This is a genomic window from Amycolatopsis cihanbeyliensis (genome assembly GCF_006715045.1).
In the GTDB taxonomy this organism is placed as follows: Bacteria; Actinomycetota; Actinomycetes; order Mycobacteriales; family Pseudonocardiaceae; genus Amycolatopsis; species Amycolatopsis cihanbeyliensis.
Genome location: NZ_VFML01000001.1, coordinates 2,858,971 through 2,882,368, shown reverse-complemented (window position 1 = coordinate 2,882,368; position 23,398 = coordinate 2,858,971). Strand labels below are relative to the sequence as shown.

The window sequence follows — 23,398 nt, the reverse complement described above, 5'->3', positions numbered from 1 at the left end:
ACAATGACCTCGGTGCAATTGGTGGCAGGTGAGCTATGGACGACTACCGCGCGCTGGCCGACCGGGTCGCGGCCGAGATCGGCTCCGGCCGGCTTCGGCCGGGGGATCGGCTGCCACCACAGCGCCGGTTCGCGCGCGGGTACGGCATCGCGAACTCGACCGCGGCCAGGGTCTACCGGGAACTGGTCCGGCGCGGGCTCGTGGTCGGTGAGGTGGGCCGGGGTACCTTCGTCCGCTCCGCGGGCCCGGCGCCGGAGCCCGCGCTGGCCGAGCCCGGCGCGGCCCGGGTCGACCTGGAGCTGACCATCTCGGTGCTGCCCGAGCAGTCCGCGCTCCTCGGCAAGGGGCTCGGCCGGATGCTGCGGCCCGATGTGCTGGACGCCGCCCTACGACCGGTGGGCGCGGCGGGCACGACCGCGGCAAGGGAAGCCACCGCGGCCGCGCTCGCCCGGCCCGGCTGGGTCCCGGCGCCGCCGGACGTGCTGTTCGCGGGCAACGGGCGGCAGGCGATCGCCGCCGCGCTCGCGGCGCTGGTGCCGCCGGGTGCCCGGCTCGCGGTCGAGTCGCTCACCTACCCGGTGACCAGGGCACTGGCCACGCGCCTCGGTTGCGCCCTGGTGCCGGTGGAGACCGACGAGTCCGGCCTGGTCCCCGAGGCACTGGCGCGGGCACATCACGCCGCCCCGTTGCGTGCTGTCTACCTACAGCCCACGCTGCACAACCCCCTCGGCTGCACGATGCCGCCCGCGCGCAGGGCTGCGCTCGCCGAGGTGCTGCGGGAGCACGGCATCCATGCCATCGAGGACCGGGTGTACGCCTTCCTCGGCGATACCCAACCACCGCTGGCGAGCCTGGCTCCCGAGCACACCGTGGTCGTGGACAGCCTGTCCAAGCGGTTGGCTCCCGGCCTGACCTTGGGTTTTCTGGTGTCGCCCTCCGGCATCGTCGAGCGGATCGCCACCGCCTTGCGCTCGGGGGCGCTGACCGCGAGCGGGTTCGCGCTGGACGCGGCGACCGGCTGGCTCACCGATGGCACCGTGGCCACAATGGAACGGGCCAAGCGCGTGGACGCCGCGGCACGGCAGGGCCTCGTCGCCGAGAAGCTGGCCGGTTTCGCCGTGCGCAGCGGCCAGAACTCCTATCACTGCTGGTGGGAGCTGCCGCGGCCGTGGCGAGCCGAGACTTTCGTCGGTGCGGTCGCCCGGCGGGGTATCGCGGTGACGCCGGCCGCCGCGTTCGCCGTAGGCGCCGGGCAGGCGCCGAACGCCGTCCGGCTCGCGCTCTCCGCGCCGCCGCTCCCGACGCTGGCGGGCGCGCTGGAAGTACTGGCGACGCTGGCGCGCGGTGTGCCGGACGACTCCGGTCCGGAGTAGGCTGGTGTTCAGCAGGTGTTCGGTTGCGGCAAGCGCTACCGCAATGACACAGTGCGTGGAGATTGCCGACTGACGTAATCTCGAACTGCCCGGGACCCCGGTACGTAGCACGGCGCGACCAAGGAGGTCCCGGATGCTTTCTACGCGTGGTCTGTTGACGTGGGTCCGACCCTGCGACTGAAAGGCTCTCCCCATGACTACGAGCGATGCCATTGTGGTTGACCGGCCGCAAGGGCAACCCGGCTACGCCGACCTATCACGGAGCGTGCGTGCGGCCGGGCTGCTCGACCGGCGTCGCTACCACTACCTGGGCCGGATCGTGCTCAACTTCCTGGCGTTCGCCGTGGGTGGCGTGGCGTTCGTCTGGCTCGGTGACTCGTGGTGGCAGTTGTTCGTCGCGGCCTTCCTCGCGCTGGTGTTCACCCAGTTCGCCTTCATCGGCCATGACGCGGGTCACAAGCAGATCTTCCGTAGCCGCAGGGCAAACGACGTCACCGGATTCGTCCACGGTGGACTGGTCGGGCTCAGCTACGGTTGGTGGGTCGGCCAGCACACGCAGCATCACGCCCACCCGAACCACGAGACCAAGGATCCGGACGTCGACATCCCGGTACTGGCCTTCACCATCGAACAGGGCCATGCCAAACGCGGCGTGGTGCGGTGGGTCGCGAAGTACCAGGCCTTCCTGTTCTTTCCGCTGCTCCTGCTGGAAGGCCTGAGCCTGCACTGGTCCAGCATCCGCTCGGCATGGGGTGGCGGGGTGCGGAAACCGCGGCTGGAGAAGGTGCTGCTGGTGCTCCACTTCGCCGCGTATCTCACCGCGGTGTTCTTGGTTCTCTCCCCGCTCACCGGTATCGTGTTCGTGCTGGTGCACCAGTGCCTGTGGGGCGTCTACATGGGATGTTCCTTCGCGCCCAACCACAAGGGAATGCCCACCTTGCCGGACGGGCACACCCTGGACTTCCTGCGGCGGCAGGTACTCACCTCGCGGAACGTGCGCGGTGGACCGTGGGTGGACTTCGCCCTCGGTGGCCTGAACTACCAGATCGAGCATCACCTCTTTCCCAACATGCCACGGCCGAACCTGCGGCATGCCCAAGTGATCGTGCAGGATTTCTGTCTGCGGCACGGGATCGAGTATGCCCAATGTGGACTTCTGCGCTCCTACCGTTACGTGCTCGAGCACCTGCACGCGATGGGCGCACCGCTGCGGGTGTCCCGCTGATCGGAGCCGGTCATTCCGGGAGCGGCACCGCGGTCCCGGTGACGGAGATACCCTCCGCCTCCCCGGCCGGGATGCCCACGGTGAGCAGGCTCGGCCTGCCGAGGTCCACGCCCTGGTGCACGGTCACCGTGGCCGGCGGGGTGACCAGCCCCAGTTCGCGCAGGTAGCCGCCGAACGCCGCGGCAGCCGCGCCGGTGGCCGGATCCTCGTACACCCCGCCCGGCGGGAACGGGTTCCGGCAGTGAAAGACCAGGTCCGACTCGCGCCAGAGCAGGTCGATCGTGGTCCATTCGTGCTGGGCCATCAGCATCCCGAGGCGGTCCAGGTCGTAGTGCAGGTGCGCGAGCCGCTCGCGGTTGGTGGCGGCCAGCACGGGATGCCAGGCGCCGGCGAAGGCGATCCGCGGCGGCAGGGCGGGATCGAGGTCCCCCACCACCCAGCCGAGTTCGGCCAGCAGGGCGTCCAGCGCGGCGGCGTCGATCGGCGCCGTCCGTGGTGGGACGCTGACCAGCGTTGCCAGCGGGCGGCCGTCCGGCCCGGTCGAGGTGTCCACCCCGACCGGGCCGACCGAGGTCTCGAACCGCAACCGGCCCTCGCCGTGCCGCCGCGCGTATGCCACCGCCGTGGCGATGGTGGCGTGGCCGCAGAACGGTACTTCGGCCATGGGGCTGAAGTACCGCACGGTGAAAGTCCGTTCACCTTGTGGAACCAGGAAGGCTGTCTCCGAGTAGCCGAGCTCGGCGGCGACCCGCAGCATCTCCCCGTCGCTCGCGCCGGTGGCGTCGAGCACCACGCCTGCCGGATTGCCCCCATCGGGGTCCGCGCTGAACGCGCTGTAGCGCAAGATCTCCATGTCCGCGATCGTATGCCGTGCCGCCGACAGTCCATCCGGATCTCGGCCGGGCAGGTATGCTGGTGCGGCGCCGCCGGGCGCGTCCGGTCCGCGGGGAAGGGACTATCCCACCGGCAGCAGCACCACAGCCAGTGGACGGACCTCGCTCGTGGCGACGCGGACCCCGGGCACACGGAGGTTCGCCTTGCCTGAACTCCCTTCTCGCCCCTCGCTGGAGCACCTGCGTAAGCAGGCCAAGGCACGCAAGCGGGAGCAGCGCATCCCGCTGAGCCGCGCGCAGTTCACCATCGCCAGGGAGTACGGTTTCGACAGCTGGCCCAGGCTGGTGCGCCAGGCGCGCGCGGCCGGACTGACCGGTGCCGAGCGGGCGCTCGTGCTGGCCGACCCGGACGCGCTCGCGGAGGTGCTGCGGGCCGATCCGGCCGCGGCCACCGTGCTCATCGGCGAGCAGGCGCCGCTCATGCTGCTACTGGATTCCCACGGTTCGCCCGCCGACCTGCGGGCCTGCGCGCGCCTGCTGCTCGAACACGGTGCCGAGGCGGACGAGGACGTCTTCTACCACGCCTGCGAGCACGCCGACAACGAACTGCTCGACCTGCTCTACCGGCCCGGGTATGAGGGCCTGGTGAACCACAAGCTGGACTTCGAGGACACCGCCGGGCTGCGCTGGTTCCTCGAGCACGGCACCGATGTGAACGCCTGCTACTGCCTGCACCACGCGATCAGCCGCGGCCGCGGGATGCCGATCCTGACCATGCTGCTGGACGCGGGCGCGGACGTGAACCTGCCGTGGGACCGCTGGGATGTCGGCAGGCGCCCGCTGGCGCTGGCCGCCCGCTGCGGGCACCTGGCGGCCTACGACCTGATCGCGGCCCGCGGTGGCACCGCCGAGCTCGATCCGGTGGACGCCGCGGTGCTCGCCGTGGCCCGTGGCGAGTCGGTGCGCCTGCCCACCGCGCCGCCGCCCGCGCTGGGCAACCCGTGCGGGGAGGACTATGGCTGGATTCTCGGCCAGTTCGCCCTGCTCGGCAGGACCGAGGTGGTGCGCTCGTTGCTGGACGCCGGGATGTCCGTGGACACCCGAGGCTGGAGCAACTTCACCCCACTCGACCAGGCCGCCATGCACGGGCGTACCGGTACCGTGCGACTGCTGCTGGAGCGGGGTGCGGATGTGACTGACCGCGCGTTCGACGAGGAGGGGCCCACGCCGCTGGACTGCGCACTGTGGGGCCGGCGCAATAATCCCGCCGAGGACGGGGACTACCTCGGCACGGTGCGGCTGCTGCTCGCGGCCGACGCGCCCACCCTGCACCTGTCGCCGACCGGCGATGCCGAGATCGACCGCGAGCTGGCCGCGGCCGGACGTGCTCCACTCGACCCGCGCGGGTGACGGTAACGTCGGGACAGGTGTCGGTAGGGAGAGTGGTGTGAGCGAGCACATGCAGATCGGCGAGGTGGCCGAGCGCACTGGCCTTTCGCTGCGCACGATCCGCTACTACGAGGAGGTCGGGCTGGTGGTGCCCAGCGCGCGCAGCCAGGGTGGGTTCCGGCTGTACACCGAGCCCGACGTGTCCAGGCTGTTCCTGATCAAGCGGATGAAACCACTCGGTTTCCAGCTGGAGGAGATGGTGGAGCTGGTCGCCATCCTGGATCGGGCGGAAGGCGAGGACCTGCCAGCGGCCCGGTTGGATCGGCTGCGCGAGTTCAGCGAGACCGCGGAGCGACGCTGCGCCGAACTGCGCGCCAAACTCGAGACGGCCGAGGGCTTCGCCGAGACCCTCCGGGCACGGTTGGCCGCGGTCAGCCCGGCTCGCTGAGTCCTCATTCCGCGGGCGCGGGGTCGGCCCCGGAGATCTTGACCGCCAGCAGGACCAGCAGGATCACCGTGGCGATCCCGGCGGCGGCGAGGAAACCGGTGGTGGTCGTGGTGGCGTCGATCAGTGGCCCGATCAGCAGCGGCGAGCTGAACTGCCCGGCGAAGATGGCCGTGCCGGACAGCGAGGCGGCCCGGCCACGTAGCCGTGGCCCCGCGTGCCGGTCGATCAGCACGGTGGCCACCGGGAACACGATCCCGTTCGCCAGCCCGAGCAGCACCGGGGCCAGTAACAGCAGCACCGGGTCGTTGACCGTGCCGAACAGCAGGAAGGCGCCCACCCACCCGGCGGCGGCAAGGCGCAGCAGCGCGGCGTAGCCGAGGAAACGGCGGATCCGCGCGTAGGCCAAGCCGACCAGGCTGGTCAGCACGGCGCCGATGACCACGGCGTAGAGGGACACCAGCAAGGGTGAGTCGATGCCGATCTCGGCCAGCCGTTGCGGCAGGAACACGGCCAGCACATAGCCCATGATCGCGAAGCTGATCAGGAAGGCGTAGTACCCGAGTAGCGCCGGACGCTCCCGCAGCATGCGGAGTACGCCCCCGTCGCGTTCCCGCGTGCCGTCCCTTGTGTCCGGAAGGTAGCGCAGGGAGGCCAGTGCGAGCGGGATGCCGACCAGGTAGATGGCGAAGGTCGCGTGCCAGGAGATCCCGCCGAGCACCCCGGACAGCAACGGCCAGACCAGCCCGCCCACGCTGGTGGCGGTGGAGCGCCAGCCCATCACCTTGTCCCGCACCGCGCCTTGGTAGAGGGCCAGCAGGGCCACGGTGGTCGCGGTGAACACGGCCGCGGCGCCGATGCCGAAGGTCAGCCTGCTCACGATCAGCGCGGGGTAGGAGGTGGTGATCAGCCCGGCGCCACCGGCCAGCCCGTAGAGCACGAGTCCGGCCACCATCAGCCCGCGCACGCCCCACCGGTCCACCAACCGGCCCATCAGCGGGCTGGACACCGCGATGGCAAGGCCGTGCGAGGTGATGATCAGACCGGCCGCGGTGCCGCTGACGCCGAGGTCGCCCCGGATCACCTCCAGCACCGGCACGATGATCGCGCCGCCCATCACGCCCAGCGTCGAGGCGAACAGCAACACCGTGAGCACGGCCGGGCTGCCCACGGTGGATTGCGGTTCGGTACGTGTGCTCACGGGACCCCCAGATCATCGAAACGCCACTGAGTGGCATAGTAGTACGAGTGGCGAAAGCGTGCCAGTGGCTTTTGCTTCCGGTTGGGCGCTGGCTAGGCTGGCCGGTTATGAGCCCGCACACGCCCGCGGTGCCCGGCATCGACACCGGGCGCGGAACCTTGCCGCTGCGCGAGCGCAAGAAGCTGCGCACGCGCAGGGCGCTGACCGACACCGCGCTGGAGCTGTTCCTCGAGCGTGGGTTCGACGAGACCACCCTGGACGAGCTGGTGGAGGCGGTGGAGGTGTCCAAGCGCACTTTCTTCCGCAACTTCGCCTCCAAGGAGGAGGTGGCGCTGGCCGCGGAGGTGGAGCTGTGGGAGGCCTACGTCTATGAGGTGGCCCGCGCGGAGATCAGCGGCCCGGTCCTGGATGCGCTGCGGAATGCGCTCTCGGCCGCGGTGTTTCGGCTGGGTGAGGACTGGGACCGACGATTCATCCGGACCCGCAAGCTGGTCGCCGGCACGCCCGCGTTGCGCGACCGCAGTCTGGTGCTGTCGATCAACGTGCAGGAGCGGCTGGTCGACGTGCTCGAGGGCAAGCTGGGGATCGATGGGCGGGAGGATGTCCGGCTGCGGCTGCTCGGCGAGTTCTCCCTCAGCGCGTGGCGCTGCGGCGCGAAGAACTGGGTCGCGGGCCGTGGCTACGGCGGGAGGCGCGGGCACGGTGGGAGCGACACCCTGGTGCGCAGGGTCGAGGAGGCGTTCGACGCCATCCCGGACAGCCTTTCCCTTGCCGTGCCGGAGGCGGAGTGAACCACCGCGGCGCCGCTACTCTGACGTAGCGGTAGAGTCGGGGGCATATGGTTCCCTCCACGTCTTCCAATGTCGCGGCCGAGGCAGGCAGGCGGCGTACGTTCGCGGTGATCAGTCATCCGGATGCCGGTAAGTCCACCTTGACCGAGGCGTTGGCGTTGCATGCCGAGGTGATTTCCGAGGCGGGTGCGGTGCACGGCAAGTCCGGTCGGCGGGGTGTGGTGTCGGACTGGTTGGAGATGGAGCGCAGCAGGGGGATCTCGATCACCTCGGCGGCGTTGCAGTTCGCCTATGGTGACGCGGTGATCAACCTGTTGGACACGCCGGGTCACGCGGATTTCTCCGAGGACACCTACCGGGTGTTGTCGGCGGTGGATTCGGCGGTGATGTTGCTGGATGCGGCCAAGGGGTTGGAGCCGCAGACGTTGAAGTTGTTCGACGTGTGCCGGTACCGGGGGATCCCGGTGATCACGTTCATCAACAAGTGGGACCGGCCGGGCCGGGAGGTGCTGGAGCTGTGTGACGAGTTGACCGAGCGGATCGGGTTGCAGCCGATGCCGCTGACCTGGCCGGTGGGTGTCGCGGGCCAGTTCCGCGGGGTGCTGGATCTGGTCGACGGGTCGTTCGTGCGGTACACCCGCACCGCCGGTGGCGCCACCGCGGCTCCGGAGGAGCGGCTGGACCCCGGGCGCGCCGAGGAAGAGTTGGGTGCGGAGTGGGTCAGCGCCAGCGAGGAGTCGGAGCTGATCACCGCCGCGGGCGGGGAGTTCGACGCCGCCCGGTTCCTCGACGCGAGCGCGACCCCGGTGTTGTTCGGTGCGGCGGTGCTGAATTTCGGCGTGCGGCACCTGCTGGATCTGCTGGTCGAGCTGGCCCCGCGCCCGTCGGCGCGGTTGGATGTGGACGAGCGTCCGCGTGCGTTGGACGCCCCGTTCTCCGCGTTCGTGTTCAAGGTGCAGACGGGGATGGATCCGGCGCACCGCGATCAGGTCGCGTTCGCGCGGGTGTGCTCGGGTGTGTTCGAGCGGGGGATGGTGGTGACCAACGCCTCCACCGCGCGCCCGTTCGCCACCAAGTACGCGCAGCAGGTGTTCGGTCAGCAGCGCTCCACTGTGGAGACGGCGTATCCCGGTGACGTGATCGGCCTGGTGAACGCCTCCGCGCTGCGCGTCGGCGACACCTTGCACGACGGCAAACCGGCCGTACGCTTCCCCGGCCTGCCCAGCTTCGCGCCCGCCCATTTCGCCGTCGCCCGGCCCGCGGATCTCAGCAGGGCCAAGCAGTTCCGCAAGGGCATCGAGCAACTGGAGTCCGAGGGTGTCGTGCAGGTGCTCCGTTCGGACCGTCGCGGGGACGGCACTCCCGTGGTCGCGGCCGTTGGTCCGATGCAGTTCGAGGTTGCCGCGCACCGCCTGGACGCCGAGTTCAAGTCTCCGGTGAAGCTTGATCATCTGCCGTACACCACCGTTCGTCGCCTCACCGATCCCGCACAAAGGTCTGTTGTGGACAGCGGCGGACGTAGTGAGGTCCTCACCCGTACCGACGGCACCGAACTGGCCCTGTTCGTCGACGACATGACCATGCGGATCATGCTCCGCCGCAACCCCGACCTGGCGCTGGAACCCCTGGTCGCCGAGGGCAGCGCCGGTACCTGATCGTTTGCGACCCCGCTCAGAAGGGTGGGGTGTCGTCTGGGGTGAGGGGGTTGTGGAGGGGTTGGTGTGGGTGTCTCTGTGGGGTGTGGTGATGGTGGGTGTGCCGTCGATGACGTCGTAGGTCCATCCCCATCCGGGTAGGTTTTTGAGGTGGTGGTCTTGTTCGCGGTAGCCGACCAACTCCTTCGCGTTGGTGGTGTGGCTTTGGGTTCATCCGGTGGTGTGGTCGTTTTGGCAGCGTTGGGTGGGTGGGTGGCATCCGGTGCCCTGACACTCTCGGTCGCGTTCTCGTACGGACTCGTCCAGTGCGGCGGTGGGTCGGTATCGGGTGCGTCCGAGGTCGGTGGGGTGGCCGGTGGTGGGGTCGGTCAGCGGGCGGCGTCACACGTTGTCGGGTCGGGAGGTGAGTTCGGGTGCCAGTGCGGTTGGGATGTGCCCGTGCCCGGCCAGGTACCCGGGTTGCTTATCCAACCCCAGCAGTGAACTGGCGGCGAGGTAGAGGAACACTTCGGTGCGGGGCGCCCGGGTGGTGCCGTCCTCGCGTAGGGCGAGGTCGGTGAGCACGTTCGCCCGTAACTGCTTCAGGGTGCGCTTGTCTCCCTGTCGCCGCTGTTGTCGGGCGATGCGGTCGCAGGGGGCGTAGATGGCGGTGGCGACCTCGGTGGGTAGGTCGGCCATCAGGGTGGACACCCGATCTTCCTGGTGCGCCAAGTCCAGCGACCGTTGTTCCCGCCGGGCTCGTGCCCGCTTGGGCGGCCCTCTCGGGGTCGACGGCCGGTGCCTGTTGCCGTGCCGCGCGCCGCGCCTGCGTGGGGTCTTTACCCGCCAGTTTGGTGGCGATGCGTCGGTCCACTTTCCGCCGCCTGCTGATCCGACAGCACGGCGGTGGGTTCGGACACGGCCCGTGCCCGGTCCTGGTCGATCACCCCGGCTTGGGAGGCGGCCAGGGTGCACGGTAGGCGGGTGGTGGGGTCGAGCCCCAGGGCGAGGGTGCGTTCGACCCGGTGTGGGGTCCACCGCACCTGCCCGGCCACTTCCTTCACTACCGACTTCGGACCCCACTTTCCTGGGCGAACCGGGCCAGTAGCATCACCGCCCTCCGCGTCTCGGCTTGAGCGATCACCCGCTCGTTGGCTTCTACGGTGTCCAGTATGTCTCCGGGGGGTTTTGTCCTCGTCCGGGGGATCCTGCTGTGGATCGGATCGGTATCTTTCCGCGCCCTCAATGATATCGAGATGCTCGGCAGAATGGGGTGGAGGCGACGCTGTCGATCGATATTCACCCGAATGTGTGTTCGAAACGATCGGGGTGGCCGGTGGGGTGGGGAGTGTCGTTCTGTGGGGTGTTGGCGTTGGTGAGCAGGTCTGCCGGGGGTGATGCGGGGTGCGCCAGTGCTTCACGGGGTGCCGAAGGTGTGCCCGAGACCCAACCCTGAGTTGCCCCGTCTCCCGCATTCACCCATCTCTTCCCCGTGCATGGCAAACTCGCCAACGCGAACGGCAAACTCGGTTACATGAATGGCCAACACGGTTACGTGAGCAGCAAACTCGCGTATATGAATGGCCAACGTATGCGCGTGGGCGGCAAAAGCGGTTAGTGTTTCGGATCGGGGCTGTCGAAGGGTTTCAGCAACTGGTCCGGTTCCGTTGTGCTGCCGCGTTCGAACTCGGCGGCGAACGCGGGGTCGCCGAGGGCGGCGCGGGTTCGGGTGGCGATCCGGTCCACGTCCCCGCGTTCCGCCTCCGGCAGCGGCGCGCCGGCCGACTCGCGTGCCGCGGTGGCGGCGCCGAGCAGGCGGGCGGCGTGCTCATGGTGCCCCGCAAGCGCTTGCGCACCGGCGAGCCCTTCCATCGCCAGTGCCAGCGCCCGGGGGTCCCTGGTCCGGCGGGCAAGCGCGAGCCCCCGCAGGTGCCTGGCGCGCGCCCCGGCCGCGTCGCCACGTTGTTCGGCGACGAAACCGAGTTCGGCCAGCACCAGCGCGAGCGGAACCGCGTTGTGTTCCTCCGCCCGCACCCGCACGTTCCAGTCCAGTACCGCGTTCAACTGTTCCTCGGCGAGATCGAGCTTGCCTTCCCTGCGGGCGCCGAGCCCGAGCCCGATCTGGGCGTACAGCTCGACGCCCTTGCTGCCCTGCTCGGCGGCCAACCGCATACCCCGCTCGTGCAGTTCCCAGGATCGCGCATGGTCGCCGCGCAGCAACTCGATTCGACCCAGCCCGGCGAGCCGGTCGGCGGCCTCGGTCCACAGGCCGAGCTCCTCGGCCAGCCGCAGCCCCGCGGAATGCAGCTCGGCGGCCCCGGCATGGTCACCGGTGACCTCGGCCAGCACGGCCAGCAGCGACATCGCCTGGGACTGGCCCCAGCGTTCGCCGAGCCCGCGAAACAACGCAAGCGCTTGCTCCCCGTCCCGCCGCAGCGCGGTCAGGTCGCTGCGACCCATCGCGCTCACCGCCCGAGCGGTGAGCGCGGCCGCGATACCCCAGCGATCGTCCAGCTCCCGGAACTCGGACAGGGCCTTCCCTGCCAGGTCGGCGCAGGCGTCCAGCTCACCGTCCCCGGTGGTCGACCGGGCGAAGCCGAGCAGCCAGCGCATCCTGGCCCGCCGGTGGGGGTCCGTGATCTCGGGCAGCATCTCCAGCGCCGCCGCGGTGCGCCCGTGGTCGCCGAAGTCGCCACCGAACAGCCCGATCGCCGCCCGCCAGCACATGGCCTCGGCAAGGGCTGGGCCCGAACCGCCCCCGGCCAGCACCAGGTCGAGCGCGCGGCGTGCCTCGGACAGCCTGCCCCGCAGGTACCAGTACCAGCACAGGGCGCACACCATGCGCGCGGCCGGTTCCCCGGCACCACCGGCAACCAACCCCTCCAACGCCGCGCGCAGGTTGGCCGACTCGCCGTCCAGCAGCTCCAGCAGGCGCCGCTGGTCCGGCCCGTGGAGTTCCGGCTCCGCGCGCTCGGCCAGCTCGGCGTAGTACGCGGCGTGCCGGTCACGTACCCGCTCGGCCTCCGCCGCCTCCGCCAACCGTTCCAGGCAGTATTCCCGCACGGACTCCAGCAACCGGTAGCGCACCCCGCCGGGCTGCTCGCTCACCACCACCATGCACCGGTCGACCAGCCGAACCACCACCTCGAGCACCTCCCCGGTGGCGATCCCTTCCCCGGCACAGACCCGCTCGGCCGCCGCCAGCGTGCAGCCACCCTGCTGCACGGCCAACCGCCGCAGCACCATCCGTTCGGGCTCGCTCAGCAGGTCCCAGCTCCAGTCGAGGGTCGCCCGAAGGGTCTGCTGCCGCGGTGGCGAACCCCGGTGCCCGCCGGACAGCAGCCGGAACCGGTCGTCCAACCTGGCCAGCAGGCCGGAGACGCCGAGCGCGCGCACCCGCGCGGCGGCCAACTCCAGCGCGAGCGGGATGCCGTCCAGCTTGCGGCACAGCGTCACCACCTCCGGGAGCACGTCCTCGGTGAGGGTGAACCCCGGCGCCGCGGCGGTGGCCCGGTCGGCGAACAGCGCCACCGCGCCGGAATCGGCGACCTCCGCCACCGAGGTCGCGGCGGCAGGGTCCGGCAGGTCCAGTGGGGTGACCGGGTACAGCCTCTCGCCCGCCAGCCCGAGGGGATCGCGACTCGTCGCCAGGATTCGCAGGCCCGGCGCGGCCCGCAGCAGCCGCGCGGTCAGCTCGGCCACGGGCGCGATCACGTGCTCGCAGTTGTCCAGCACCAGCAGTAGCCGCCTGGAGCGCAGCGCCTCGGTGAGGCGGTCGAGCAGTGGGCCGCCGTCGTCCCGGATGTCCAGTGCCGTCATCACGGCGCCCGCGACCGGGCCGATCTCGCCGGAATCCACGGTCGTGGGGAGCTCGGCCAGTTCCACGAGCCAGGCGTCGTCCGGGGCCTGGGAGGCCGCGGCGACCGCGAGCCGGGTCTTGCCAACTCCCCCGACACCGGTGAGCGTCACGAGCCGTTGCCTCTCCAGCAGCGCGCACACCTCGGCGAGCGCATCCGCCCTGCCCACCAGCCCGGTCAAGGGCGTCGGCAGGTTACCCGCCCGCGCGGGCGGGTCCAGCTCCGTGTCCTGCCGCAGGATCGCCTGGTGCAGCGCGACCAACTCGGGCCCGGGGTCGGTGCCGAGTTCCTCGGCGAGCCGCGCCCGCAGGTCGGCGTAGCTCGCCAGCGCCTCGGCCTGCCTACCCGCCCGGTAGAGCGCGCGCAGGTACGCGGCCCGCAGCCGCTCGCGCAACGGGTGGTTCGCGACCAGCTCGCCGAGCTCACCGGCCAGCTCATCCGCGGGCCTGCCGAGTTCGAGCCGCGCCTCGGCGAACGCTTCCAGCCCGGCCAGCCGCCGCTCGCTCAACCGGGCGATCGCGGCCCGCGCCCAGGGCTCGTCGGCGAAGTCGGCGAGAGCGGGCCCGCGCCACAGCGCGAGTGCCTCGGCGAGCCGCCCGGCCCGCTCCGCCGGGCCGGTCGCGGCCTGGGCCGCGCGGGTCAGCGCGGCGAAGCGGCTCGCGTCCACTGCCTCGGCTTCCACCCGCAGCAGGTAGCCCGAGGCACCGGACACCACCAGATCCCGCCCGCCCGGCACGGCCGCGTCCAGCGCCTTGCGAAGCTGCCATACCTTGTTCTGCAGGGTCGCGGAGGGGTTGCCGGGTGGGCGCTCGCCCCACAGGTCCTCGACCAGCCGGTCGGCGGGCACCGGGCTGCCCTCGTGCAGCAGGAGGTCGGCCAGCAGCGCGCGGGCCTTCAGCTCGGGCAGCCGGGCGGGCTCGCCCGCCGGCGTCCACAGCGCCAGCGGACCGAGGATCCCGAACAACATGTGCCGACGATATGCCACCGAGAGCGAACCGAGAGAGCTCCACACCACGGTGGACGCATGACCACCACGATGACGAGGACACAGCGCGAGGAGTTCCTCGCCGACACCAGGATCGCCGTGCTGAGCGTGGCCAGTGACGACCACCGGCCGCCACTGACCGTGCCGGTGTTCTACGGTTACCAGCCCGGTGGCGAGATCACCTTCTTCACCGGCACCGAGGGCAGGCGTGCCCGCAAGACCCGGCTGATCGAGCGGGCGAAGGTGCTGAGCATCTGCGTGCAGCGCGAGGAACCGCCGTTCCAGTACGTCACCGTCGAGGGCACGTTGGCCGGGATCGAACGGCCGCCCTCGGCCGAGCAACTGCGGAACGTCATCCGCCGGTACGTCCCGGAGGACGTGGCGCGGCAGTGGGTCGAGGAGGAGATCGGCAACCCGGCCGGCACGTTGGTGCTGTTCCGCGTCCGCCCGGATCGCTGGCTGTCGATGGACGCCGGCGAGGACATGAAGTAAGGAGAATCCAGATGAACCTGCCACCCGTTGTGTCCGAACAGGAATGGCGAGCCGCCCGCGCGGAACTACTCGTCGAGGAGAAGAAGGCGACCCGGATGCTGGACGCGCTGGCCGCGCGGCGCCGAAGGCTGCCGATGGTGGAGATGCGCAAGCGGTACCGGCTGGAGGGTCCGGAGGGTCCGGTGAGCCTGCTCGACCTCTTCGACGGGCGTCGCCAGCTGATCGTGTACAGCTTCATGCTGCCGCCCGGTGCGCAGAGCCCCTGCGAGGGCTGCTCGATGCTGGTGGACGGCATGGGCCACCCCGCTCACGTGCGGGCGCGGGACACGAACATGGTGCTGGTGTCCCGCGCCCCGCTGGCCGAGATCGAGCCGGTCAAGCGGCGGATGGGCTGGACGCTGCCGTGGTACTCCTCTTTCGACAGTGAGTTCACCGTGGACGTCGACGCGATGACCGAACGCGGGGACAACTTCGCGCTGAACGTCTTCCTGCGGGACGGCGACCGGATCTTCCGGACGTATCACACCACCGGCCGTGGCGCCGACCGGCTGAACGCGAACTTCAACTACCTGGATCTCACCCCGTTCGGCAGGCAGGAGACCTGGGAGGACTCGCCGGAAGGGTGGCCGCAGACCCCGCCGTACGAATACTGGCGGCTGCACGACGAGTACGCCTGAGCCGTGGGCTTCAGGGCCTTCTGCCGAGGAACGCGAGCAGTTGCTCGCCCGGCGCCCCGCCGCCGGAAGGGACGGGCGCGGCGAACCGGGTTGGCCGGTCCTGCTCGGTGACCACCAGCGGGGCCAGGGGGAGGATCTCCCGCGCCAGCGTCGCCGGGATCGGCCGACGCGCGTGGCAGGCGGCGGCGACGTCCCAGCCGTGCACCGTGACCTCCACCGCGCCGGTGGAGGTCACGATGCCGCTGGTCAGTGGCCGGCCCGCGATGGAAACCAGGTCGTGTCCCTCGGCGTTGGTCCAGGCGCCGAGTAGCCGGCTCGCCCGCTCTCGCACGGTCGTCACCGGGTCGTCCGGCCTGCTCCCGCTCGGGCCGTCCAGCTCGACCCGCCCGGGTTCCACGGCCTCGTGCAGGGCGTCCAGGGAATCGCCAAGGTGCTCCAGCAACGCGCGCAGGTCCCATTCCCGGCAGGGGGTCGGGTTCGCCAGATCCGGCGGTGTGACGAGGCGGAGGTTGCCGAGCGCGTAGTTGATCGCGCGCTCGAGCAGGCCGATGCCGCCCATCCGGACCGCCGTGGCATCCCGGGCCGTCACGGCTGCCCGGCGCCGGGCAGCACCAGCGGCTCCGGCCGGGCCGGCTGGGTCCGCGGCAGGCCGATGGCAGGGAACAGCTCCGGGTCCATGAAGGTGACCACGCGGCTGATCGCCGCGGGCCCGACGGTGAGCACCTGAACGTTGAACGCGTGGTGCGCACCGGTACCGGGGTCCAGCAGGTACTGCGCGAACGCGGGCTGCCCGTTCGCGGTGAACGGGACCAGCCGCAGGTCGCCCGGCCCCGCGGGGCAGGTCGTCGACAGGTGCAGGCCGACGTGCTCGGTGCCCTGGTACCAGGCGGTGTACGGGGGCATCTCCCAGACCACGTCCTCGGTGCACAGGGCCACCAGGCCGGCGACGTCCTTGGCCTCGAAGGCCGTGACATAGCGGTCGAGCAACGCGCGCTGCTCGGCGGTCAGCGCGTCCACCACGGTGTCCTCGGTGGGCGCGACCCGCTCGAGCTGCGCACGGGCGCGTTGCAGGATGCTGTTCACCGCCGCGGTGCTCGTCTCGAACAGCTCGGCGACCTCGGTGGCCCGCCACTTCAGCACATCCCGTAGTACCAGCACGGCCCGTTGCCGGGGCGGGAGGTACTGCAGCGCGGCGATCAGCGCCAGCCGGATGCTCTCCCGCTCGGTGACGATCCCTGCCGGGTCGTCTGCCTCGGCACCGGCCATGGCGTCCGGGATCGGCTCCAGCCACGACACCTCGTCCTGCTTCACCAGGGTGCCCTGGGCTTCCGCGCTCGGGCCGCCGAGCCCGGTGGGCAGCGGCCGCTTCGCCGTCCGCTCCAGCGCGGTCAGGCAGGCGCTGGTGGCGATCCGGTAGAGCCAGGTGCGCAGTGAGGATCTGCCCTCGAACTTCGGGTAACCGCGCCATGCCCTCAGGTAGGTCTCCTGCACCAGGTCCTCGGCTTCGTGTACCGAGCCCAGCATGCGGTAACAGTGGGCGAGCAACTCGCGCCGATAGGGGTCGGCCAGTTGCGGGAAGTCGTCGGTGACCGTGCCTGTCGCCATCGCCGTGCCTTTCGTTCCGCCCGGATCCTGACTGTATGCCAGTACCGACCCCAGCCGGAACGAAAACTCATCGCTCAGGCGGGTTTCTCCGCTACCGCGCACCAGGCGAACGGCCGGGCCTCGGCCTCGGGCTGCGGCAGCGTCGCCGGGTCGAGGTCGGGTCGCCAGTCGGTCAGGTGGGTGATGCCGGGGTCGAGCAGGGTGAGGCCGTCGAACCAGCCGGCGATCTCCTCGGGTTGCCGCAGCCACACCGGGTTGGCGGTGGATCTGTACTGCTCGGCGAACCGCAGCACGCCCTCGGCCTGCTCCGGGTCGTCCGGGCAGGTCATATGCGACAACACCAGCCAACTACCGGGGCACAGCTTGTCCAGGTAGGCCCGGATGATGTCGTGCGGGCCGTCGTCGGGGCCGACGAAGTGCAGTACCGCGACCATCAGCAGGCATACCGGCTGGTCGAAGTCGATCAGCCGGCGGGTGTCAGGGTGGCGCAGGATCCCGGCCGGGTCTCGCATGTCGTGCCGGATCAGGGTGGCCCATTCGGTTGCGCCCTCGCGCTCCAGGATCAGCCGGGCGTGCGCGGCGGCCACCTCTTCGTAGTCCACGTAGACGACCCGGCCCCGCTCGTGTTCGGGCAGGTGCTCCCGGACGACCTCGTGCACGTTGCCGACCGTGGGCACGCCCGAGCCGAGATCGATGAACTGCCGGATCCCGGCGTCCAGCGCGGCGCGTACGGCCCGGTTCATGAACTGCCGGTTGTGCCGGGAGCCGTCCTTGGCGTGTGGCCACAGCTGCTCGATCCGGCGGCCGAACTCCCGGTCGACGGCCCAGTTCTGGGTGCCGCCCAGGTACCAGTCGTAGATCCGCGCCGGTGAGGGTTTCTCCAGGTCAACCCCGGGTGGGGCGTCCGGTGCGACCTCCGCGGCCCTGTGGTCCTCGCTCATCGTCGACCCCCTTGTCGTACCTGCAGCGGTGCCCGCCAGGTTAGCCGCAGCGCCGTTCAGCTCGGTCGCGACCCCGCGGGGTGTCGCGGTGGTGGTTCGGGCTCGGGGGAGCGGCGGCGGGAACGGGACACCGCGACCCCGGCAAGGCACAGCACGCCGCCGGCGAAGGTCAGCCAGCCGGGTACCTCGGCCAGCGCCAGCCAGGACATCAGCACCACCACGGCGGGCACGGCGTAGGTGGTCGCGCCCATCCGGCCCGCGCTGGTGCGGGCCAGTGCGTAAGCCCAGGTGGTGAACGCCAGCGCGGTGGGGAACACCCCGAGGTAGATCAGGTTGCCGGTGGCCTGCCAGGAGGCCGTGCCGAGTTCGGTGACCAGCTGCCCGCTGAACGGCAGGCAGGCCACCGCCCCGATCGCGCAGCCGAACGTGGTGACTTGTAATGCCGAGGCGTGCCGTAGCGCCGGCTTCTGGCTGACCACGCCCGCCGCGTAGGTCACCGCGGCGAGCAGGCACAGCAGCACGCCGACGATCGAGGCGCGTCCCTCGTCGGCCATCGAGAGACCGACCACGACGGCGCCGGCGAAGGACACCGCGACCCCGGCCAGCACGCGGCGCGGGAAACCCTCACGCAGCAGCCACCCGCCGAGCAGGGCGATCAGGATGGGGCCGATGTTCACCACCATCGCGGCGGTGCCGGCGTCCACCTGCTGCTCGCCCGCGTTCAGCGCCACCATGTAGACGCCGAACCACAGCACCCCGGCGCCGAGGATGCCGGGCCAGGCCGCGCGGGGTGGTAAGCCCTCGCGGCGCAGCAGCAGGATCGCGCCGAGGGCGACAGTGCCGGTGAGCAGCCTGCCGAGGGCCAGCGCACCCGGCGAGTACTCCTGCCCCGCGCTGCGGATCGAGACGAAGGCGGAGGCCCACAGCAGTACCGTCACCGTGGCCGCGGCCAGGCTCCTGCGGTCCACCACATCAGGTCGGGTCGAGGTCACCATCGCAACCTAGGCCGTGCGTCGATCACCGGGCCAGCGATTATCCGACATCGCGCTCCGCGCGGTCGGCGATGAGCGTGGCGAGCCCGTCGAGGACGCGGTCCAGGCCGAACTGCCAGCCGTTGTCCCGCGGGGAGTCGTCGGTGGACTCGCCGGTGGACTCGGTGGCCGCCACCAGCCCGGGGAACCGCGTGTCCCGGGTCCGCATCAGATCCTCGATCAGCGGGTTCAGCCGCCGGTCCGTGGTCCACGGCTGGGTGCCCGCGGCCGTGGCGGACTGGGTGTTCCGGATGTGACCGCTGAGCAGGAAGACCGCGTCCATCCGCTCACCGCCACTCAGCCCGGTCCCCTCCAGCGCGGCCACCGCGCATTCGGTCCAGCCGATCTCCCGCGGCCCCATCACCCGCCGGCCGACCGTCGCCACCGGAAGCCAGGGGTGCCGCCGCCAGGTCTCCCGCATCCCGGCGGCCCACGCCTCCATCCTGGCCCGCCAGCCTCCTGGCACCGCGCCGAGTTCGGGCGGCGCCCCGACCGCGGTCTCGATCATCACCGCGACCAGCTCGGCCTTGCTGGAGACGTGCCGGTACAGGGCCATCTTGGTGACCTCGAGCGCGCTCGCCACCCGCTGCATGGACACGGCCGGCATCCCCTCGGTGTCCGCGAGCTCGATCGCGGCTCGGGCGATGCGATCCACCGAGAGCGCCGGTCGTTGCTTCTTGGCCTGCCGGTCCCGCAACCCCCAGAGCAGCTCGATGCTGCCGGCCTGATCCTCGGGAGCGTCTTCGCTCGAGCTCACCATCCGTTCTCCCCTCCGTTGCTTCGGGCAATTCGGGTCTTGCAGGCTCGCCGTATGGTATCTAGTGTACACCGATGTGTCCGCCGGACACATACGAGTCCGGCGGAAGCGCAGGTATCCGAAAGACGCCATTGTTACCGGAAGGCGGAACCCCCATGTCCACCAAGATTTTCGTCAATCTCCCCGTCAGCGACCTCGACAAGTCGAAGGAGTTCTTCTCCAGCATCGGCTACTCGATCAACGAGCAGTTCACCGACGAGAACGCCTCCTGCGTGGTGATCACCGAGGACATCTACGTGATGCTGCTGGTGGAGAAGTTCTTCGCCACCTTCACCACCAAGAAGATCGCGGACACGTCCACGAGCACCGAGGCGATCCTGGCCCTGACCGCGGACAGCCGGCAGGGCGTGGACGAGCTGGTCGACAAGGCCCTTGCCGCGGGCGGCCAGGTCGTGCGCGAGCCCATGGACGAGGGCCCGATGTACGGTCGCAGCTTCTACGACCTCGACGGCCACCTGTGGGAGGTCATGTACATGGACCCGGCCGCGGTGTCGTGACCCGGCAGCTCAGCCGGGTAGCCGGCCCATCCCGATGAGGGAGCTGCCGTCGAGGGTGTCGATGCCCGCCTCGCGCAGCCCGCGCTCGAACCGCGCCCGCACGCGGTCCACGGCATCGGGCGGCAGCCCCTCGACGAAGCCGCGCATGGCCGCCGAGAGGAAGAACGGCCAGGCGTCATCCGGGTGCAGGGGCTGGGTGAACTGCACCTGCTCGACCCTGATCTCGCGCAACCCGAGCGAGCTGAGCCAGGCCCGCACCTTCTCCGCGGTGTCCACCCGCTCGCTCGGGTTCGCGCCCCCGAGATGCTCGGCCAGCTCGGGGCGCTCCGGCGCTGCCGCGGCCACGCCGATCGGGACCAACCGGGCCATGCCGTCGCGCAGCCAGGTGGTCACCACGAACCGGCCGCCGGGGCGCAGCAGGCCGGCCAGCCGCCTGCCTCCCGCGTCCATATCGGGGAAGAAGAACACGCCGTACGCGCACTGCACGAGGTCGTAGGGGGAGTCGTCCCGCCAGTCGAGTACGTCGGCATTGACGAATCGCAGCCGGTCGAGGCCGAGCGCGGTGGCCTCGCGCCTGCCGTGCTCGAGCAGACCCTCCGCCACGTCGATGCCATGCACGACCCCGCCGGGCCCCACCGCGAGTGCCGCGGGGATCGCCGAAGCCCCCGCGCCGCAGCAGGCGTCCAGTACCCGCTCGCCCGGTGCGGGCCTGGCCACCGCGGTCGTGATCTCACCGAGCGGTCGCCACAGCCGTGCCGACCAGCCGGTGAACTCCTGGTGGGCGGCGCTGAAGACGCCGCCGATTGCTTCCGCGTTCATGGGTCGGAGTGTAATCGAAAACTATGTTCAACAGACCTGGTGCGGTGCGGCCGACCGCCGTCGATCGCGCAGCCGTGCGGTGAGCCTGGTGGCCGGTCGCAGGAGCGGCGGCACCAGCACCGCCACGACGAGGGCGCCGAGCAGCAACCCGACCACGGCGTCATGCGGATAGTGTGCGCCGACGAAAACCCGGGACGCCGCGGCGGCAAGGCCGACCGGAAGCGCGAGAGCGGCGAGTGCCCGCCAGGCGAGCGCGATGCCGAGCACGGCGCTGCCGGCGACCACCGAGTGGTTGCTGGGGAAGGACCAGTCGCCGGGCGGCGGGCACTCGGCGATCGGCACCACGTCCGGCAGTGTGCGGCAGGGCCGTTCCACCTGCTTGATCAGCTTGACGACCTCGCTCAGCCCGTAGGCGAGGACGGTGGCGGCCGGCGCCACCACCGCCAGTGCCATCGAGCGGGCGGGCAGTTGCCTGGCCCGCCACCAGCACAGCACCATCAACCCGCCCAGCAGCACGATCGCGGCATCGGTGAAGAAGCCGGCGAAGGACTGCAGCCAGGAGGGGGCACCTGCGGCGAGGTCCACGATGTCGCGGTACAGCGCGGCGCTGGCGTCCGGAACGTCCTCGATGTTGCCGCCGGGCGGCGCGGGTTCTGGTGATCGGGTTTCCATCCTCACCGACATTAGGGAAAACGTGCACCCGGCGCGGTGCACGAACGGTAGCGGCTGCCCCTGACTTTCGTCGGGGCCTCCGCGGTCATCCGGCTTGACGGCGGGACCGGCAGCACCTATGTTATCAACCAGACAGTTGATAAACAGATTGGTTGATAAAGTGGCGGTTGACCAAGGTGCGGAGGAGTGGCTGGATCGGGCGTTCGCGGCACTGGGCGATCCGGTCCGGCGGGGGCTGATCGCCCGGCTCTCCCGCGGTGACGCGACCGTCAACGAGCTCGCCGAGCCGTTCTCGATCACCAAGCAGGCCGTGTCCCGGCACATCCAGGTGCTGGAGTCGGCCGGGCTGATCACCCGCCGCCGCGAGGGTCAGCGCCGCCCCTGCCATCTGGAGGCCGCGGCGCTGGAGACGTTGACGAGCTGGATCGACACCCACCGGCTGAACGTCGAGCGGCAGTACCGCCGGCTCGACGCCGTGCTGGAAACGATGAAGGAGCAGGAAAAATGACCGAGCACCGGAACCCGACCACGATCACCGCGCAGCCGGGCACCCCGTTCGTCGACATCGAGCGCGAGTTCGAAGCGCCGGCCGCCCGGGTGTTTCGCGCCTGGACCGACCCGGAGGCCCTGGTGCACTGGCTGGGGCCGCGGGAGATGGACATGAAGGTGATCGAGTACGACGCGCGGCCGGGCGGCAAATACCGCTACGTGCACACCGATCCCGACGGCGCCGAGTTCGGCTTCCACGGCGTCTTCCACGAGGTGACCGAGTCCGAGCGGCTCGTGCAGACCTTCGAGTTCGAGGGCGCCCCGGGCGCCCCCTGCCTCGAGTCGCTGTCCTTCGAGGACCTCGGCGACCGGACCAGGGTGCGCACCCACTCGGTGTTCACCTCCGTGGAGGCGCGTGACATGGCGGTCGAGAGCGGGATGGAACGCGGCATCACCGACTCGATGGAACGTCTGGACGAGCTGCTGCGGTGAATCGCCGCACCGACGCGGCATGACCGCCGTGGCGAGGCTCGTCGCGCAGGGGTCCATCATCGGGTGCACGGCTGTCCGGGTGGGACACTCGGGCAGCCGGCCCGCGGGGTCAGCTCGCCGGGCGCCAGCAGCGGGGTGGAGATGACCGAGCCGATGACCAGGGCGAGCAGGACCCTCGGCAGGCCGGCAAGTACCTTCATCCGCACCGTGCCGAGGTCGTTCATGCTGATCACCAGCATTCGGTCGAGATTGAGCACGATCGCGGCCCAGCCCAGCGCGGCCACCGCGCTCACCGGCCAGGACAGGTCCAGCGTCGAGGTCAGGGCGAAGAACGCGGACACCCCGGCCAGCGCGGCGGTGCTCAGCAGGATCCCACCCATGGCGGCGTGCTTGGTCAGCTCACCGGGAGCCTCGTCCGGAATCTCCTGCCTGGATCCGGCAAGCCGGGCGAGTCCTGTCCTGAATCTCATGGTCTCTTCTCGTGGTCGGGGTGCAGGCCGAGATCGAGTTCGGGTCCGCTGGTCAGCAGGGAGGCGAGATCCATCGGGAAGCGCATGGCGCGCTGCCGGAACGGATCCCAGCGCCCGGACCGGCAGGTCGTGAGCACGGCCGTCCAGGCAGGTTCGGGCGCCGGCCGGATCGGTGCGGATGGAGTGTCCGCCGCCGGAAGTCAGGCAACGAAGCACGAACAGGCCGAGCTTGTAGAGGTCGGTGGCCATGGTCAACGGCCCGGGATCCGGCGGTGCCCAGTCCGGTGCGTTGAGCTGCCTGGCGCCACCGAGATCTCCCTTGACGCGCACGCTGTCGCAGTCGATGAAGAGGACCATCGGGACGGCATCCAGCCGGTACAATTCGTTCTTGGCGTTGATGTCCCCGAACACTATGGACAGCCGGTCGTGGCAGAAGGCCATCGCGGCGGCGACATCCCTGCAGATGGCGACCCGCCGCGACATCGTGGGCACCGGCCGGCCGAGGTGCACGGCCCGTTCCGGTGCGATGAAAAGGTTCTGCACGTCGCGCGGAACCTTCTTGGTCCGCCCGGTACCCGGTAGCGCGAGTTCGTCCGGATAGTCCTCGGGTCGAGGACGGGCGGGCGCGCGGTCGGGTCGGGCAACTTTGCTCCTCGGCGGGTG

24 protein-coding genes are annotated in these 23,398 nt (G+C 70.6%); 11 read left to right on the top strand and 13 right to left on the bottom strand.

Annotation, left to right across the window (positions count from 1 at the left end; translation table 11 throughout):
• The first annotated feature begins 35 nt into the window (after positions 1-35).
• Together FB471_RS12725 and FB471_RS12720 are read left to right on the top strand one after the other, a co-directional pair.
• Entirely contained in the window at positions 36-1,373 is a 1,338-nt protein-coding gene (locus tag FB471_RS12725; RefSeq protein WP_141998091.1) for an aminotransferase-like domain-containing protein, read from the top strand.
• A gap of 193 nt (positions 1,374-1,566) precedes the next feature.
• A complete protein-coding gene (locus FB471_RS12720; RefSeq protein ID WP_141998089.1) occupies positions 1,567-2,598 on the top strand; it encodes a fatty acid desaturase family protein in 1,032 nt (343 codons plus the stop codon).
• 10 nt (positions 2,599-2,608) lie between these two features.
• Here FB471_RS12720 and FB471_RS12715 read toward each other — a convergent pair whose 3' ends face one another.
• Positions 2,609-3,451: a PhzF family phenazine biosynthesis protein gene (locus FB471_RS12715; RefSeq protein WP_141998087.1), complete on the bottom strand. Its 843-nt coding sequence runs from the start codon at positions 3,449-3,451 to the stop codon at positions 2,609-2,611.
• A 184-nt stretch (positions 3,452-3,635) separates the two neighbouring features.
• On the opposite strand from FB471_RS12715, the gene FB471_RS12710 reads away from it, so the two are divergent.
• On the top strand, positions 3,636-4,841 hold the full coding sequence (locus FB471_RS12710; RefSeq protein ID WP_246076377.1) for an ankyrin repeat domain-containing protein: 1,206 nt from the start codon (positions 3,636-3,638) through the stop codon (positions 4,839-4,841).
• A 49-nt stretch (positions 4,842-4,890) separates the two neighbouring features.
• On the top strand, positions 4,891-5,268 hold the full coding sequence (locus tag FB471_RS12705) for a MerR family transcriptional regulator (RefSeq protein WP_142001844.1): 378 nt from the start codon (positions 4,891-4,893) through the stop codon (positions 5,266-5,268).
• A gap of 4 nt (positions 5,269-5,272) precedes the next feature.
• Here FB471_RS12705 and FB471_RS12700 read toward each other — a convergent pair whose 3' ends face one another.
• The gene (locus FB471_RS12700) at positions 5,273-6,466 is read right to left on the bottom strand and encodes an MFS transporter (RefSeq protein ID WP_211358022.1); all 1,194 of its coding nucleotides are present in this window, start codon (positions 6,464-6,466) and stop codon (positions 5,273-5,275) included.
• 107 nt (positions 6,467-6,573) lie between these two features.
• On the opposite strand from FB471_RS12700, the gene FB471_RS12695 reads away from it, so the two are divergent.
• Together FB471_RS12695 and FB471_RS12690 are read left to right on the top strand one after the other, a co-directional pair.
• Positions 6,574-7,257 carry a TetR/AcrR family transcriptional regulator gene (locus FB471_RS12695; RefSeq protein ID WP_141998083.1) on the top strand — a complete coding sequence of 228 codons (684 nt, stop codon included), beginning with the start codon at positions 6,574-6,576 and terminating at the stop codon, positions 7,255-7,257.
• A 47-nt stretch (positions 7,258-7,304) separates the two neighbouring features.
• Entirely contained in the window at positions 7,305-8,912 is a 1,608-nt protein-coding gene (locus FB471_RS12690) for a peptide chain release factor 3 (protein WP_141998081.1), read from the top strand.
• 381 nt (positions 8,913-9,293) lie between these two features.
• Here the strand turns inward: FB471_RS12690 and FB471_RS12685 are convergent, their stop codons facing one another.
• The 3 genes from FB471_RS12685 to FB471_RS12675 form a co-directional block, all read right to left on the bottom strand.
• The gene (locus FB471_RS12685; protein WP_141998078.1) at positions 9,294-9,602 is read right to left on the bottom strand and encodes a hypothetical protein; all 309 of its coding nucleotides are present in this window, start codon (positions 9,600-9,602) and stop codon (positions 9,294-9,296) included.
• A gap of 128 nt (positions 9,603-9,730) precedes the next feature.
• The gene (locus FB471_RS12680) at positions 9,731-9,955 is read right to left on the bottom strand and encodes a hypothetical protein (RefSeq protein WP_141997832.1); all 225 of its coding nucleotides are present in this window, start codon (positions 9,953-9,955) and stop codon (positions 9,731-9,733) included.
• 550 nt (positions 9,956-10,505) lie between these two features.
• The gene (locus tag FB471_RS12675; RefSeq protein ID WP_141998076.1) at positions 10,506-13,715 is read right to left on the bottom strand and encodes an ATP-binding protein; all 3,210 of its coding nucleotides are present in this window, start codon (positions 13,713-13,715) and stop codon (positions 10,506-10,508) included.
• Positions 13,716-13,772: 57 nt separating this feature from the next.
• Between FB471_RS12675 and FB471_RS12670 the strand changes: the two genes are divergently transcribed.
• Both FB471_RS12670 and FB471_RS12665 read left to right on the top strand, forming a co-directional pair.
• Positions 13,773-14,225: a pyridoxamine 5'-phosphate oxidase family protein gene (locus FB471_RS12670; protein ID WP_246076376.1), complete on the top strand. Its 453-nt coding sequence runs from the start codon at positions 13,773-13,775 to the stop codon at positions 14,223-14,225.
• Between the two features lie 11 nt (positions 14,226-14,236).
• Positions 14,237-14,902 (top strand): DUF899 domain-containing protein, encoded by a 666-nt coding sequence (locus FB471_RS12665; protein ID WP_141998074.1) that lies wholly within the window; start codon positions 14,237-14,239, stop codon positions 14,900-14,902.
• Positions 14,903-14,912: 10 nt separating this feature from the next.
• On the opposite strand, the gene FB471_RS12660 is transcribed toward FB471_RS12665, so the two are convergent.
• The 5 genes from FB471_RS12660 to FB471_RS12640 form a co-directional block, all read right to left on the bottom strand.
• Positions 14,913-15,491 carry a TIGR03086 family metal-binding protein gene (locus tag FB471_RS12660; protein WP_211358021.1) on the bottom strand — a complete coding sequence of 193 codons (579 nt, stop codon included), beginning with the start codon at positions 15,489-15,491 and terminating at the stop codon, positions 14,913-14,915.
• Entirely contained in the window at positions 15,488-16,507 is a 1,020-nt protein-coding gene (locus FB471_RS12655; protein ID WP_141998072.1) for a sigma-70 family RNA polymerase sigma factor, read from the bottom strand. Before FB471_RS12655 ends, FB471_RS12660 begins: the two co-directional genes overlap by 4 nt.
• A 74-nt stretch (positions 16,508-16,581) precedes the next feature.
• A complete protein-coding gene (locus FB471_RS12650; RefSeq protein ID WP_141998070.1) occupies positions 16,582-17,448 on the bottom strand; it encodes an SAM-dependent methyltransferase in 867 nt (288 codons plus the stop codon).
• A 56-nt stretch (positions 17,449-17,504) separates the two neighbouring features.
• The gene (locus FB471_RS12645; protein ID WP_141998068.1) at positions 17,505-18,443 is read right to left on the bottom strand and encodes a DMT family transporter; all 939 of its coding nucleotides are present in this window, start codon (positions 18,441-18,443) and stop codon (positions 17,505-17,507) included.
• 37 nt (positions 18,444-18,480) lie between these two features.
• On the bottom strand, positions 18,481-19,236 hold the full coding sequence (locus tag FB471_RS12640) for a TetR/AcrR family transcriptional regulator (RefSeq protein WP_425457056.1): 756 nt from the start codon (positions 19,234-19,236) through the stop codon (positions 18,481-18,483).
• Between the two features lie 155 nt (positions 19,237-19,391).
• Here FB471_RS12640 and FB471_RS12635 point away from each other — a divergent pair, with 155 nt between their 5' ends.
• Positions 19,392-19,793, top strand: coding sequence for a VOC family protein (locus tag FB471_RS12635; RefSeq protein WP_141998064.1), 402 nt, complete (start codon positions 19,392-19,394; stop codon positions 19,791-19,793).
• Positions 19,794-19,802: 9 nt separating this feature from the next.
• Here the strand turns inward: FB471_RS12635 and FB471_RS12630 are convergent, their stop codons facing one another.
• Together FB471_RS12630 and FB471_RS12625 are read right to left on the bottom strand one after the other, a co-directional pair.
• Positions 19,803-20,612 (bottom strand): class I SAM-dependent methyltransferase, encoded by an 810-nt coding sequence (locus tag FB471_RS12630; RefSeq protein WP_141998062.1) that lies wholly within the window; start codon positions 20,610-20,612, stop codon positions 19,803-19,805.
• Between the two features lie 27 nt (positions 20,613-20,639).
• Entirely contained in the window at positions 20,640-21,284 is a 645-nt protein-coding gene (locus FB471_RS12625) for a phosphatase PAP2 family protein (RefSeq protein ID WP_141998060.1), read from the bottom strand.
• A 160-nt stretch (positions 21,285-21,444) separates the two neighbouring features.
• Here FB471_RS12625 and FB471_RS12620 point away from each other — a divergent pair, with 160 nt between their 5' ends.
• A complete protein-coding gene (locus tag FB471_RS12620) occupies positions 21,445-21,792 on the top strand; it encodes an ArsR/SmtB family transcription factor (RefSeq protein ID WP_246076375.1) in 348 nt (115 codons plus the stop codon).
• A complete protein-coding gene (locus FB471_RS12615; protein WP_141998058.1) occupies positions 21,789-22,265 on the top strand; it encodes an SRPBCC family protein in 477 nt (158 codons plus the stop codon). The genes FB471_RS12620 and FB471_RS12615 overlap by 4 nt, the downstream gene beginning before the upstream one ends.
• A gap of 56 nt (positions 22,266-22,321) precedes the next feature.
• On the opposite strand, the gene FB471_RS12610 is transcribed toward FB471_RS12615, so the two are convergent.
• Positions 22,322-23,278 carry a DUF4407 domain-containing protein gene (locus FB471_RS12610; RefSeq protein ID WP_141998056.1) on the bottom strand — a complete coding sequence of 319 codons (957 nt, stop codon included), beginning with the start codon at positions 23,276-23,278 and terminating at the stop codon, positions 22,322-22,324.
• Positions 23,279-23,398: the final 120 nt, after the last annotated feature.

Bases quoted from the DNA above. Each gene is read 5' to 3' on its own strand.
- FB471_RS12725 (WP_141998091.1), top strand. From the start codon at position 36: ATGGACGACTACCGCGCGCTGGCCGACCGGGTCGCGGCCGAGATCGGC.
- FB471_RS12720 (WP_141998089.1), top strand. From the start codon at position 1,567: ATGACTACGAGCGATGCCATTGTGGTTGACCGGCCGCAAGGGCAACCC.
- FB471_RS12715 (WP_141998087.1), bottom strand. From the start codon at position 3,451: ATGGAGATCTTGCGCTACAGCGCGTTCAGCGCGGACCCCGATGGGGGC.
- FB471_RS12705 (WP_142001844.1), top strand. From the start codon at position 4,891: ATGCAGATCGGCGAGGTGGCCGAGCGCACTGGCCTTTCGCTGCGCACG.
- FB471_RS12695 (WP_141998083.1), top strand. From the start codon at position 6,574: ATGAGCCCGCACACGCCCGCGGTGCCCGGCATCGACACCGGGCGCGGA.
- FB471_RS12690 (WP_141998081.1), top strand. From the start codon at position 7,305: ATGGTTCCCTCCACGTCTTCCAATGTCGCGGCCGAGGCAGGCAGGCGG.
- FB471_RS12675 (WP_141998076.1), bottom strand. From the start codon at position 13,715: ATGTTGTTCGGGATCCTCGGTCCGCTGGCGCTGTGGACGCCGGCGGGC.
- FB471_RS12670 (WP_246076376.1), top strand. From the start codon at position 13,773: ATGACCACCACGATGACGAGGACACAGCGCGAGGAGTTCCTCGCCGAC.
- FB471_RS12665 (WP_141998074.1), top strand. From the start codon at position 14,237: ATGAACCTGCCACCCGTTGTGTCCGAACAGGAATGGCGAGCCGCCCGC.
- FB471_RS12655 (WP_141998072.1), bottom strand. From the start codon at position 16,507: ATGGCGACAGGCACGGTCACCGACGACTTCCCGCAACTGGCCGACCCC.
- FB471_RS12650 (WP_141998070.1), bottom strand. From the start codon at position 17,448: ATGAGCGAGGACCACAGGGCCGCGGAGGTCGCACCGGACGCCCCACCC.
- FB471_RS12645 (WP_141998068.1), bottom strand. From the start codon at position 18,443: ATGGTGACCTCGACCCGACCTGATGTGGTGGACCGCAGGAGCCTGGCC.
- FB471_RS12635 (WP_141998064.1), top strand. From the start codon at position 19,392: ATGTCCACCAAGATTTTCGTCAATCTCCCCGTCAGCGACCTCGACAAG.
- FB471_RS12630 (WP_141998062.1), bottom strand. From the start codon at position 20,612: ATGAACGCGGAAGCAATCGGCGGCGTCTTCAGCGCCGCCCACCAGGAG.
- FB471_RS12625 (WP_141998060.1), bottom strand. From the start codon at position 21,284: ATGGAAACCCGATCACCAGAACCCGCGCCGCCCGGCGGCAACATCGAG.
- FB471_RS12615 (WP_141998058.1), top strand. From the start codon at position 21,789: ATGACCGAGCACCGGAACCCGACCACGATCACCGCGCAGCCGGGCACC.